8 protein-coding genes are annotated in these 12,589 nt (G+C 69.8%); 3 read left to right on the top strand and 5 right to left on the bottom strand.

Features of this window, described 5'->3' with window-relative positions:
- Positions 1-171: 171 nt before the first annotated feature.
- Complete coding sequence (locus tag FB381_RS05615) at positions 172-2,310, bottom strand: SpoIIE family protein phosphatase (protein WP_141779378.1); 2,139 nt, start codon at positions 2,308-2,310, stop codon at positions 172-174.
- 174 nt (positions 2,311-2,484) lie between these two features.
- Here FB381_RS05615 and FB381_RS05610 point away from each other — a divergent pair, with 174 nt between their 5' ends.
- Both FB381_RS05610 and FB381_RS05605 read left to right on the top strand, forming a co-directional pair.
- Entirely contained in the window at positions 2,485-7,809 is a 5,325-nt protein-coding gene (locus FB381_RS05610; RefSeq protein WP_211352328.1) for a HAMP domain-containing protein, read from the top strand.
- A 76-nt stretch (positions 7,810-7,885) separates the two neighbouring features.
- Positions 7,886-8,506, top strand: a complete 621-nt coding sequence (locus tag FB381_RS05605; RefSeq protein WP_141779377.1) for a response regulator — start codon at positions 7,886-7,888, stop codon at positions 8,504-8,506.
- A 31-nt stretch (positions 8,507-8,537) separates the two neighbouring features.
- Here FB381_RS05605 and FB381_RS05600 read toward each other — a convergent pair whose 3' ends face one another.
- From FB381_RS05600 to FB381_RS05590, 3 genes are read right to left on the bottom strand one after another with little or no spacing between them, the layout of a single operon-like run.
- On the bottom strand, positions 8,538-8,774 hold the full coding sequence (locus FB381_RS05600) for a DUF6752 domain-containing protein (RefSeq protein ID WP_141779376.1): 237 nt from the start codon (positions 8,772-8,774) through the stop codon (positions 8,538-8,540).
- A 1-nt stretch (position 8,775) separates the two neighbouring features.
- Positions 8,776-10,395, bottom strand: coding sequence for a class I SAM-dependent methyltransferase (locus FB381_RS05595; RefSeq protein ID WP_141779375.1), 1,620 nt, complete (start codon positions 10,393-10,395; stop codon positions 8,776-8,778).
- A complete protein-coding gene (locus tag FB381_RS05590; protein ID WP_141779374.1) occupies positions 10,392-10,823 on the bottom strand; it encodes an FAD synthase family protein in 432 nt (143 codons plus the stop codon). The genes FB381_RS05595 and FB381_RS05590 overlap by 4 nt, the downstream gene beginning before the upstream one ends.
- Positions 10,824-11,101: 278 nt before the next feature.
- Here FB381_RS05590 and FB381_RS05585 point away from each other — a divergent pair, with 278 nt between their 5' ends.
- A complete protein-coding gene (locus FB381_RS05585) occupies positions 11,102-11,626 on the top strand; it encodes a hypothetical protein (RefSeq protein ID WP_141779373.1) in 525 nt (174 codons plus the stop codon).
- 205 nt (positions 11,627-11,831) lie between these two features.
- Here FB381_RS05585 and FB381_RS05580 read toward each other — a convergent pair whose 3' ends face one another.
- A complete protein-coding gene (locus FB381_RS05580) occupies positions 11,832-12,554 on the bottom strand; it encodes an aquaporin (RefSeq protein ID WP_141779372.1) in 723 nt (240 codons plus the stop codon).
- Positions 12,555-12,589 lie beyond the last annotated feature (35 nt).

Genomic DNA, 12,589 nt, shown 5'->3' with positions numbered 1-12,589 from the left:
TGTCGCCGGAGTTCCTGAACGGTTGGCGTCGTCAGGGTGCGTGCCTCGCAAGGCGGCGTCCCGTAGTCATACCGGGCGCCAATGACAGGCGCAGCCGAGGGGCGCCAACGCGGCGAGGCGCGTGCCATGGCGGCGCGAACCGCCCAGGAAATTCGGAGACACGCCACTGGCTCAGCGAGGCGCCGGGGCAGATGCCCTGTCCAGGTCGAGGACGAGCACGGCCATGTCGTCGGAGGGCGGGGTGGCGGAGAAGTCGGCGACCGCCTCCAGCAGCCGGTCGGCGGTGGCCTGCGCGCCCGAGCCGTCACTGGTGGCCAGGACCGCCGCGACACCCGCCTCCTCGAACATCGGCACGCCGTCGCGGCGCTCCAGCACACCGTCGGTCACGATGACGAGCCGGTCTCCGCGCTCGACGCGCACCTCCTCCTCGATGTAGTCGACGGCGTCGATGACGCCCAGCAGAGCCTGCGGCCGGCCGACCCGGCGGGCGGGCGCCTCCGGGTCGACGCGGGAGACCAGGAACGGTGGCGGGTGACCGGCACACACGATGCGTACGCGGAACCTCGATGCCCCGGTGGCCTCGATCGTGCCGCAGACGAGCGTGATGAAACGGCCTCGCGGTCCCTCGTCGCAGATCGCGCCGTTGAGCCGCTCCAGGGTCGGCGCGATCGGGATGCCCGCGCGCATCAGCGCCCGCACCGTGTGGCGCGACATCCCGGCGACCGCGGCCGCCTCGGGCCCGACGCCGCAGACGTCGCCCACCATGAAGCCCCAGCGGCCGGCGCCGAGGGCGAAGATGTCGTAGAAGTCGCCGCCGGCGTCGTTGAACTCACCGGTGGGCTCATAGCCCACCCCGATGTCGACACCCGGGATCTCGGGAAGCACCGACGGCAGCAGGCTGCGCTGCAGGGCCTGGCCGATGTCGTGCAGCTCAGTGTGAGCGCGGGCGTTGTCGATCGCCAGCGCCGCCCGCCGGGCCAGCGACTCCGCCACCGTCAGCCGCTCTCGGCGCAACGGGTCACCGACGGGCCGGCCCAGGGTGAGCCAGCCGATGACCCGGTTGCGTGCCTCCAGCGGGAGGATCGCGACCTCCCCCGCGAAGTCCGGCTCCGCGGGCGCCTCCCGGCCCGCCGGCTCCGCCTTCGCGAGCGCCCCGCGCACCGCGTCGAGGTGCTGCTCGTCGGCATGCCAGGCGAACTGGAGCCGAGGATGGCCGCGGACGTCGTTGAGGTAGATGCCGCACCACGCGGCCAGCCGCGGCACCACGATCTGCCCGGTCATCGCGGTCGTCGCCTCCAGGTCCAACGACCCCGCCAGCATCACGCTGGCCTCCCCCTGGAACGCCAGCCAGGAGCGTCGCTCGCCGTCGGCGGCCCGGTTCGACGCCCGGTCGACGCTCGGCGCGACCCAGTCGGCGATGCGCTGCAGCTGGGCCCCGTCGTCGGTGGCGAAGCCGCCCGGCTCGGCCCTCGCAACCGCGAGCGTGCCGATCACGCGCCCGTCGAAGGCCACCGGCGCGGTCACCAGCGAGCGCAGCTCGAGCTCGCCGAGCAGCTCGACCGGCGTGACCCGGAGGTCGCTGATCGCCAGCGGCCGGAAGCTCGCCCGCAGGCTCGGCGCGCCCGCCTCGCCGCGGCGTACGCTCCGCCCCTGGATCGGCGCCGCGCCGCCGCTGGTGGCGGCCACCACGAACCGGTCCTCCATCTCGTTCTCGAGCAGGAGATAGGCGGCCTCGGCGTCGAGCTTCTCCCGGGTCTGGTCGACGACCAGCTCGAGCATGTCGGCGAGCGCGAGCTGGTTGAGGGCGTGACCGCTCAGCCCCAGCGGATCACCACCGTTCGCCGACGCGCTCTCTCGCTGATGCGGGTCCAGGTCGTCGGGACCTCCCCCGGAAGGGGCCTCGATCTCGAGGGGCGTGCCGACGAGCGCGAACGCCGCCCACACCCGCTTGTTGTCCTTGCGGTACTCGACGCCCCAGGCCGTCGCCAGCGCCGAGGTGAGGAGCAGACCGCGCCCGTGCTCGCTGACGCCGGGGCGGGCGTTGGCACCGACCGGGAGCACCCGGGTCGGATGCTGGTCGACCACGTCGATGCGGAGCCGGTCGGCCTCGCGTACGACCACGACGGTCGTCGGCGTGCCGGCATGGGTCACGGCATTGGTGACCAGCTCGCTGGTGAGCAGCACGGCGTCGTCGAGGAGGTCGTCGAGGCCCCAGTCGACGATCACGGTCCGCGCGAAACGGCGCGCTTCCGAGACCGACGTGGGTGCCGGTTCGAAGGTGCGCGAGAGCGTCTTGGCTCCACTGCTCATGGCACCGCCGATTCTGCACCCGTTTTGCCTGGGTGTGGGAGCGATCACCAGAAGGTACCGGCGGGTAGGTCACGAAGTGACCAGAATCGATGGGGAACGACCATTTGGCGATCGCGGAACACCGATGAGTGCGACACTGCAGCAGACACGCGACTCAGCGTGAGAGGAGGCACGATGACCTCGTCGTCGGGGAACTCGACCAGCACCACGCTCCCGGAGCAGGTGGCAGTCGATCCGCTCGCATTTCGCCGCCTCAAGGACGCGATGACGGCGATGCGCGACGGCATCTTCACGGGCCGTCTCGAGCCCATCGACGGACCGCTCGGCGACCTCGCCACCGTCCACAACGAGATCGGCGAGCGGCTGACCCACCTCTCCCTCGAGCTCTCCCGTGTGCGCCGCGAGGCCGGGCGCGACGGCCGTCACGACGAGCGTCTTCGACCGAGCATCGGCGGCGGAGCCTGGGCGGCCGCCGTCGAGGACGCCAACGACCTGGTCGCCGACCTGGCCCGCCCCACCGCCGAGGTGGCCCGGGTCGTCACCGCGGTCTCCGCCGGCGACCTCACCCAGACGATGGACGTACGCCGCGGCAGCCGCGCCCTCAAGGGCGACCCGCTGCAGGTCGCCAAGAGCGTCAACGGCCTGGTCGCCCAGCTCGCCACGATCACCGAGGAGATCGCCAGGGTCACCCGCGAGGTCGGCACCGAGGGCAAGCTCGGTGGGCGCGCGCGGGTGCGCAACGCGTCCGGCACCTGGCGCGACCTCGTCGAAGCCGTCAACACGATGTCGTCGCGGCTGACCGCGCAGGTGCGCGACATCGCCGAGGTCACCACCGCCGTCGCCAACGGCGACCTCTCGCGCACGGTCACCATCGAGGTCTCCGGGGAGATGGCCCAGCTCAAGGAGACCGTCGACCGGATGGTCGGTCAGCTCTCCGCGTTCGCCGACGAGGTCACCCGCGTCGCCCGCGAGGTCGGCACCGAGGGCCGGCTCGGCGGTCAGGCCGACGTGCGCGGTGTCTCCGGCACCTGGCGCGACCTGACCGACTCGGTCAACACGATGGCCTCCAACCTCACCTCCCAGGTGCGCGGCATCTCCTCGGTCGCCAAGGCCGTGGCGCGCGGCGACCTCTCGCAGCAGATCACGGTGACGGCGCGCGGTGAGGTCGCCGAGCTCGCCGAGACGCTCAACTCGATGACCGCCACCCTGCAGACCTTCGCCGACGAGGTCACCCGGGTCGCGAAGGAGGTCGGCACCGAGGGCATCCTCGGTGGCCAGGCGGAGGTGCCGGGCGTGGCGGGCCGATGGAAGGACCTCACCGACTCGGTCAACTCGATGGCGAGCAACCTGACCAACCAGGTGCGCGACATCGCCCAGGTCACCACCGCCGTCGCCCGCGGCGACCTGTCCCAGAAGATCACCGTCGACGTACGCGGCGAGCTCGCCGAGCTCAAGACCACCGTCAACACCATGGTCGACCAGCTCTCCGCCTTCGCCGACGAGGTCACCCGCGTCGCCCGCGAGGTCGGCACCGAAGGGATGCTGGGCGGCCAGGCCGAGGTGCCGGGCGTCGACGGACGCTGGAAGAGCCTCACCGACTCGGTCAACTCGATGGCGACCAACCTGACCAACCAGGTGCGCAACATCGCCCAGGTCACCACCGCCGTCGCCCGCGGCGACCTGTCCCAGAAGATCACCGTCGACGTACGCGGCGAGCTCGCCGAGCTCAAGACCACCGTCAACACCATGGTCGACCAGCTCTCCGCCTTCGCCGACGAGGTCACCCGCGTCGCCCGCGAGGTGGGTGGTGAGGGCCGGCTGGGCGGCCAGGCGGCGGTGCCCGGCGTCTCCGGCACCTGGCGAGACCTCACCGACTCGGTGAACTTCATGGCGGGCACCCTGACCGCCCAGGTGCGCAACATCGCCGAGGTGACGACCGCGGTCGCCGGCGGCGACCTGACCAGGAAGATCACCGTCGACGCCCGCGGCGAGATCCTCGAGCTCAAGTCGACGGTCAACACCATGGTCGACCAGCTCTCCTCCTTCGCCGACGAGGTCACCCGCGTCGCCCGCGAGGTCGGCACCGACGGCAAGCTCGGCGGCCAGGCCGACGTGCACGACGTCTCCGGCACCTGGAAGGGGCTCACCGAGAACGTCAACCTGATGGCCGCCAACCTGACCTTCCAGGTGCGCAACATCGCCCAGGTCACCACCGCCGTCGCCCGCGGCGACCTCACCCAGAAGATCACCGTCGACGCCCGCGGCGAGATCCTCGAGCTCAAGTCGACCATCAACACCATGGTCGACCAGCTCTCCTCCTTCGCCGACGAGGTCACCCGCGTCGCCCGCGAGGTCGGCACCGAAGGCGTGCTCGGCGGCCAGGCCCAGGTGCCCGGTGTCGCCGGCACCTGGCGCGACCTGACCGTGTCGGTCAACTCGATGGCCTCCAACCTGACCGACCAGGTGCGCAGCATCGCCCAGGTCTCCACCGCGGTCTCCCAGGGCGACCTCTCCCAGAAGATCTCCATCGAGGCCCGCGGCGAGGTCGCGGCCCTGGCCGGCACCACCAACGCGATGGTCGACACCCTGCGCGCCTTCGCCGACGAGGTCACCCGCGTCGCCCGCGAGGTCGGCACCGAGGGCTCGCTGGGAGGTCAGGCGCACGTGCGCGGGGTGGCCGGCACGTGGAAGGACCTCACCGACTCGGTCAACTCGATGGCGACCAACCTGACCAACCAGGTGCGCAACATCGCCCAGGTCACCACCGCCGTCGCCCGCGGCGACCTCACCCAGAAGATCACCGTCGACGCCCGCGGCGAGATCCTCGAGCTCAAGTCGACCATCAACACCATGGTCGACCAGCTCTCCTCCTTCGCCGACGAGGTCACCCGCGTCGCCCGCGAGGTCGGCACCGAGGGCCAGCTCGGTGGCCAGGCCGAGGTCGCCGACGTCTCCGGCACCTGGCGTGGCCTGACGGAGAACGTCAACCAGCTCGCCTCGACCCTGACCACCCAGCTGCGTGCGATCGCCGAGGTCACCACCGCGGTCACTCAAGGTGACCTGAGCAGGCAGATCACCGTCGGCGCCGCGGGCGAGGTCGCCGATCTGAAGGACAACCTCAACGAGATGATCGACTCGCTGCGCGAGACCACGCGTGCCAACGAGGACCAGGACTGGCTCAAGACCAACCTGGCCCGTTTCACCGGCCACATGCAGGGCGGTCGCGACCTGCTCGAGGTCGCGCGGCTGATCGTCTCCGAGCTCACCCCGCTCGTCGACGCCCAGCAAGGCTCGATCTTCCTCACCGACCAGGCTCCCGAGCACGACGGGCCGAAGGTGCTGCGTCGCATCGCCTCCTACGGCTATCGGCCGACCCCCGACGTGCCCGACGTCTTCGCGCTGGGTGAAGGGTTGGTCGGGCAGGCCGCCTACGACCGCCAACCCATCATCGTGCGCGACGTGCCTGCCGACTTCCTCCGCATCGCCTCCGGCCACGGGTCGGCGGCACCGGCCTCGATCGTGGTGCTCCCGGTGGTCTTCGAGGAGAAAGTGATCGGCGTCGTCGAGCTCGCCTCCTTCCGGCCGTTCAGCGCCGTCCACATGCAGTTCCTCGAGCAGCTCGCGGAGTCGATCGGCGTCTCGCTCAACGCCATCATGGCCAGCTCGCGCACCGAGGAGCTGCTGGTCGAGTCGCAGCGGCTCGCCGCCGAGCTGCAGGACAAGCAGGACGAGGGCGAGCGCCAGCAGGTCGAGCTGCAGCAGACCAACGCCGCGCTCGAGGAGAAGGCGCGCCAGCTCGTGGACCAGAACCAGGCGATCGAGATCAAGAACATCGAGATCGAGGACGCACGACGAGGGCTGGAGGAACGAGCCGAGCAGCTGGCCCTCTCCTCACGCTACAAGTCGGAGTTCCTGGCCAACATGTCGCACGAGCTGCGTACGCCGCTCAACTCGCTGCTCATCCTGGCCCGGCTCCTCTCCGACAACGTCGACGGCAACCTCAACGCCCGCCAGGTCGAATACTCCCGCACCATCCACGGCGCCGGCACCGACCTCCTCCAGCTGATCAACGACATCCTCGACCTCTCCAAGGTCGAGGCCGGGAAGATGGACGTGCATGTCTCCGACGTCGCGGTCACCTCGGTGGTGGAGTACGTCGAGGCGACCTTCCGGCCGCTGACCGCCGAGAAGGATCTCGCCTTCGTGGTCGACGTCGGCCCCGACGTGCCTCGGGCGCTGCGCTCGGACCAGCACCGGCTCCAGCAGGTGCTGCGCAACCTGCTCTCCAACGCGGTGAAGTTCACCGACCGCGGCGGCGTCCGGCTGCTGATCCGCGACGCTTCCGGCGAGCGCTTCTCGACGCCGAGCCTGCAGGCCGCCGACGCCGTGCTCGCGTTCACGGTGGCAGACACCGGCATCGGCATCCCGCCCGAGAAGCTGCGGGTGATCTTCGAGGCCTTCCAGCAGGCCGACGGCACGATCAGTCGCAAGTTCGGCGGCACCGGCCTCGGGCTCTCGATCAGCCGGGAGGTCGCCCATCTCATCGGCGGCGAGATCCAGGTCGAGAGCCAGCCCGGCCACGGCAGCTCGTTCACCCTCTACGTGCCGCGGATCAGCGCGGAGGCCACCGAGGCGGCGACCGTGGCGCTGCCTGCCGTGGAGCAGACGGACGACCCTGCTGCGGTGACCGACCACACGCTGCTGGTGATCAGCGGCGACGGTGAGGCCGGCACCGGCACCACCAGCGCCGTGGTCGAGGCGCTGTTCGGCCCGGTCGACGAGGTCGAGACCGTCTTCGCGTCCTCCGCCGACGACGCACAGGCGGTCCTCGCCGAGCGGGAGGTCGACTGTGTCGTGCTCGACCTCGCGCCGACCGAGGGCGGCTTCGAGGTGCTCCGCTGGATGCGTGCCCGCCGACGTACGAAGGAGATCCCGGTCGTGATGAGTAGGGTCGGCGAGGTGACCAAGGCGCAGCAGAACCGGCTCGACCGGTATGCGCAGGCGATGACCCTCCAGATGCCGGCGACCGTCGAGGAGGCGATCGACGAGGTCAGCGTGCTGCTCGGTCACACCACGACGCAGCGCCCCCAGACGTACGCCACCGACGCTGCCGACTCGACCGGCCAGTTCGCGGGGCGCAGGATCTTGATCGTCGACGACGACGTGCGCAACGTCTTCGCGCTCACCAGCGCGCTCGAGCAGCACGGCATCGACGTGCTCTACGCCGAGTCGGGCGAGGCCGGGATCGAGGCGCTCGAGCGCGAGCCGGGCGTCGACCTGGTGCTGATGGACATCATGATGCCCGGCATGGATGGCCTGACCGCGATGCGGCTCATCCGCGACATCCCGCAGTTCAAGAGCCTGCCGATGATCGCGCTGACCGCGAAGGCGATGACCGGCGACCGCGAGGACAGCATCGCCGCAGGCGCCTCCGAATACATCACCAAACCGGTCGACGTCGCCGACCTGCTCTCGCTGTTCCGGGTGTGGTTGGCATGAGCGAGCGCCAGCGAGCGACCAGCAGCCTCAGGCCGCCTCCTCCGCACCCTTGCCACTTTCCGACGGAGGCGACGGCATGAGTGGACGGGCGAAGATCCTGCTGGTCGATGATCGGCCGGCCAACCTCGTCGCGCTCGAGGCGATCCTCGGCTCGCTCGACCAGACCCTGGTCCGGGCCGGTTCCGGGGAGGACGCCTTGCGTGCGCTCCTCCATGACGACTTCGCGCTGATCCTGCTCGACGCGCAGATGCCGGGGATGGACGGCTTCGAGACGGCCACGCGGATCAAGGCGCGCGAGCGCACGAAGAACGTGCCGATCATCTTCTTGACCGCCAACGACTTCGACACCCACCTCGCGTACCGCGGCTACACGACCGGCGCGGCCGACTTCCTCGCCAAGCCGTTCGACCCCTGGCTCCTGCGTGCGAAGGTGCAGGTCTTCGTCGACCTGTGGCACGCCAGCCGCAAGCTGAGCGCCCAGGCCGACCTGCTGCGCCGATCGCTGGACGAGCGTCGCGGTGCGCTCGGCCGGGCCGACGTCGACGTCGTCACCGACCTCCGCGCCCGCGTCGCGAGTGTGGAGGAGGCCGTCGCCGACCTGGACTCCGGCGCCGACATGGGGCCCGGCGGTGACGCCCGTCGCCGGCTAGGTCAGCGGCTCGACGATCTCAGGCGGGCCGTCGACGCGCTGGAGTGAATCGCGCCAGAGTGAATGGCGTCCGGTCGAGTCAGATCCGGTCGCGGTACTCCGCCAGGACCTTCTCCGCCTTCTCCTTGTCGGCGTCCTGCAGCGGGATCAGCAGCTCGGCGACGACGTCAGTCAGCTCGGCGACACGACGGTTGAGCTGGCGCTGCTCCTGCACCTCGGCCTCGAGCGCCTCGATGCGGCGCACCAGCGAGGCGCGCGTACGGGCCGCGTCACGGGCGCCGCGGGCGATGTTCTTGATGCCGGAATCGTCGGACATGTCAGTTTCCTTCCGCAGCAGGCTGCGCTGAGTCTTGGGGTGCGGGCCAGGAGGCACGCAGACGGGCGACGCGAGGCATCGGCGTGCCGAGCATGTCGGCGCCGTCGACGATCTCGAGATGCTCGATCACACCGCCGGCCGCCTCGATCTCGGCTCGGACCAGGTCGGGGTCGACGCGGCGTACGAGGCCTTCGGGCTCGGGAGTCGGCAGGGACTCGTCGTCGCCGGTAGCTGCGAACTCGAGGTAGAGCTTGCCGCCGCCGGGCCGCAGCGCCATCTTCGACAAGGTCCACAGCTGGCTGCGCGCGGCGCCGTCGAGACAGCCGATCAGGTCGCGGGCGAAGAGGTGGTGCGGGTCGCGGGCCAGCCGCGCGCCGAGCGCGAGCGTCGAGCGCAGCTCGCCGAGGATCAGCTGGTCGACGGTGAGCGAGAGCTTGCTGCGGTTGGCCCGGCGACGGATGGCCGCCACGGCCGCGCGGGAGAAGTCGACGGCGTGCACCTGGTGCCCGTTACGTGCGAAGTAGCGCGCGTCGCGACTGTTCGCGCCGGCACCGATGTCGACGACCTTGGCGTCGTCGGGCAGCTGCTCGAGCACCCACGTGCCGAAGGGCGACTCCTTGCCCTCGATCTCGCCCGCGTGGGTGTTGTGGAACTCGGTCCAGAAGCCCATGTCGGTGCGGAAGCCACGCAGCCACCCGTCCAGACGGCGTACGCCGGCCGGCGGATCCGCGTACTTGAACGACGGGTCGGGGGTGCGCCACTGCGGCCCGTAGATGAAGGCCAGCATCTCTTCGGGCTCGGCGGGAGCCGGGAAGTCGTAGCCGTGCAGGTTGATCGTCGAGACCGGCACGATCGCCTCGCGGCGCAGCCGGCCGGAGCGGTTGCCGAGCTGGTAGAAGACCGGCTCGCCGTCGGCGTCGGGCACGTAGAACGCGACGAAGATGTCGATGTGCACCTTGCGGCCGTCGGAGACCTCGAGGAGCACCTTGATGTCGCCGCCGGACATCCGCAGCAGGCTCCAGCCGCGTCCGCGCATGGTGCGCTCGATGGCGTACGACTCGGTGATGATATCGGCCGGCACGGTGTGCTTGGAGAGGTAGCAGACGTCGGTGTCGGAGTCGTGGCCGAGCATCCGACCCTCGCGGATCGCGCCGAGGAGCGCGCCGTAGTTGAGGTAGGCCTCGACGCCGACCACGTCGCGCAGGTCGGCGAGCACACGCTGGGTGCCCTCGAGGATCTCCGCGCGGATGCTTTCGTCGGTGGCCTCGAACGAGCGGGTCAGGTGGCCGACCTTGTCGACGCTGAGCGGGTGGCCCTCCTTGTCGACGATGGAGATCGCGCCCTCACCGGTGCCGAGCGTGACCTTCTCCTCGAAGAGCGCCTCGCCCTCGTAGTCGGCGATCGTCACGGTGGCGGAGCCGTCGAGGAACCGGGTGAGCACCCCGGGCCACCGCACCAGGGTGCCGTCGCCGACCGCCTCGCCGTCGCGCTCGGGGGTCAGGGACCAGACGTACTGCCCGTCGACGGAGAGGACCAGCACCGGCGTCGAGGAGTCGCGCACGAGAACCCCGTCGTCGGAGACCTCGAACTGTCCGCCCGGTGCGGGGGAGCTGGACGTCACGAGACCTGGGCACCCTCTCGCGAGATGGCCTTCCGCAGAGCGGTGCTGCTGGTCTGGAGGGTGTAGGGGAAGTAGATGAGCTCGACACCGACCGACGCCATCTTCTTCTCGAGCGCGTCGCCCTTCTCGGTGCCCTTCCAGTCATCGCCCTTGAAGAGGTGGGTGAACCCGACCTCGCGCCAGGAGTCGACCTTGTCGGTGGTGCGCTCGGCATAGACCGCGTCCACGATCCCGATCGCCTCCACGATCTCCAGCCTCTCGACGAGGGGCACCGTCGGAATGATCCCCTTGGACGCCTCGCAGACCTCGTCGGAGACCACGCCCGCGATCAACGTGTCGCAGCGCTCCCGCGCCTGGCGAAGCATGTTGAGGTGGCCGACGTGGAAGAGATCGAACACGCCAGGTACGTAACCGATGATCGGTCCCATGCCCACGTTCCTCCAAGTGTTTGTCGATTAGTTTGGGCGACTTTACACCCTGCTCCCCCACGGCCCTGTCACAGGCCAGTATCCATGTCTCCCCAGGCATCCTCGGAATCACCAGCGCGACACGCGGACGCACACAGGAAGCCCGGTGACCTTACACGAAAGTGAACAACGTGCAGCCAACAGTGTTGTCGGCGGGGTGTCCGGACGGACGTCACGACTCCGCCCGCTGAGGCACACACAAGGCAGGTCATCGCCGTATCTGCTGCATGATGGGCGACATGAGCGACATGCCGCCGGGCCACTCCCCCGATCCCGAACGCTCTGGGAAGGACCCTCGCCGGTCCAGCACGGCGCGGGAGCCGCGCGTCGACCGCCGGCGTGCGTTGATCGTGGCCCTGGTGGCAGCCGTCGCATGGTTGGTCGCCCTGTTCCTCCCGGCCTATCCGGTCACCGACGGTGACGCGATCCCCGGGTTGATGTGTGCTGCTTTCGGCGCCCTGTACGGCGCGTGGGCGCTGACCGCCTGGGCAGGACAGCTCCTGACAGCACTGGTCGCCCTGGTCGGCGTGCTCCTACCGCACAGGTCATGGGTGCTGCGGGTGCTGCCGCTGGTCGTCGGCCTGGCCGCCATCACAGCCGCGGCGACGCTGATCGGGATGGACGTTCCACTCGACGAGAGCGGCAACAACCGCGGCGAGATCAGCGGCCTGGGGATCGGCTTCTATCTGTGGGCAGCTTCGCTGCTGCTCGTCGGCCTGGCCCCGTGGTTCGTACGCCGCCATGAAGAGCCGCCGCCGAGCTGAGGTCATCTGACCGTCTCTGCTCCCCAGGTAGGAGTCGAACCTACGTCGCTGATCCTCGCTCAAAGGCACGTTCCCACCTACACCTGAGCGTGAACGTGTGTCACTGAGTGACGCGGAAATCGCATGGGTTGGTGTGTCGTCCGTGTGCCATCAACCGGGCCAAGAGAGCGACGCGCAATCCCCCTTCCGGACCATTGATGCGTCCCTACGAGTGCGGGATCACGACGTCATCAGCACGGTCGCCGGCGTCGGGGTAGAGAGCCAGGATCAGCAGTACACCGACGACGAGTCCCACGACCTGAGCAAGGACGAACGGCGCCACTGAACCGGGCGCGATGCCAGCGAAGGTGTCAGAGAAGACTCGGCCGATCGTGACCGCCGGATTGGCGAACGAGGTGGAGCTGGTGAACCAGTAGGCAGCACCGATGTAGCCGCCCACGGCAGGGGCGGCCAGCGCGCCGCGGTCGCTGCGTACGAGCGCGAAGATCAGAGCGACCAGGCCGGCCGTGGCCACGATCTCGGCCACGAAGTGACCGCCGGTGGCGCGGTCCTTGGTCGAGATCGCCTGCTCGACCTCGAACATCACGTTGGCCAGCGCCGCACCGCCGATCGCTCCAAGAATCTGCGCGATCGAGTAGGCGCCGACCTCGGGTAACGAGAGCCCTTTGCCCGCGCGGCGGCCGAGGAACCAATCGGCGAGCGAGACCACCGGGTTGAAGTGCGCGCCTGAGACCGGGCCGAGCATCAGGATCAGAGCGGCCAACCCGAAGACGGTCGCCAGCGAGTTCTCCAGGAGCTGCAGGCCGGTGTCGGCGGGCGAGAGCTGTTGTGCGGCGATGCCGGATCCGACGACCACGGTGACAAGGAGGGCCGTGCCGAGGAGCTCGGCGAGCAGGCGGCGCGGGAGGGACAAGTTCACGGGTCGCATTCTTGACGACCCAAGATTGATCAGTCAATATTGAG

The organism is Nocardioides albertanoniae (genome assembly GCF_006716315.1).
Classification (GTDB): Bacteria; Actinomycetota; Actinomycetes; order Propionibacteriales; family Nocardioidaceae; genus Nocardioides; species Nocardioides albertanoniae.
The sequence above is the reverse complement of the archived record's forward strand: the minus strand, read 5'-3'. Positions and strand labels throughout refer to the sequence as shown.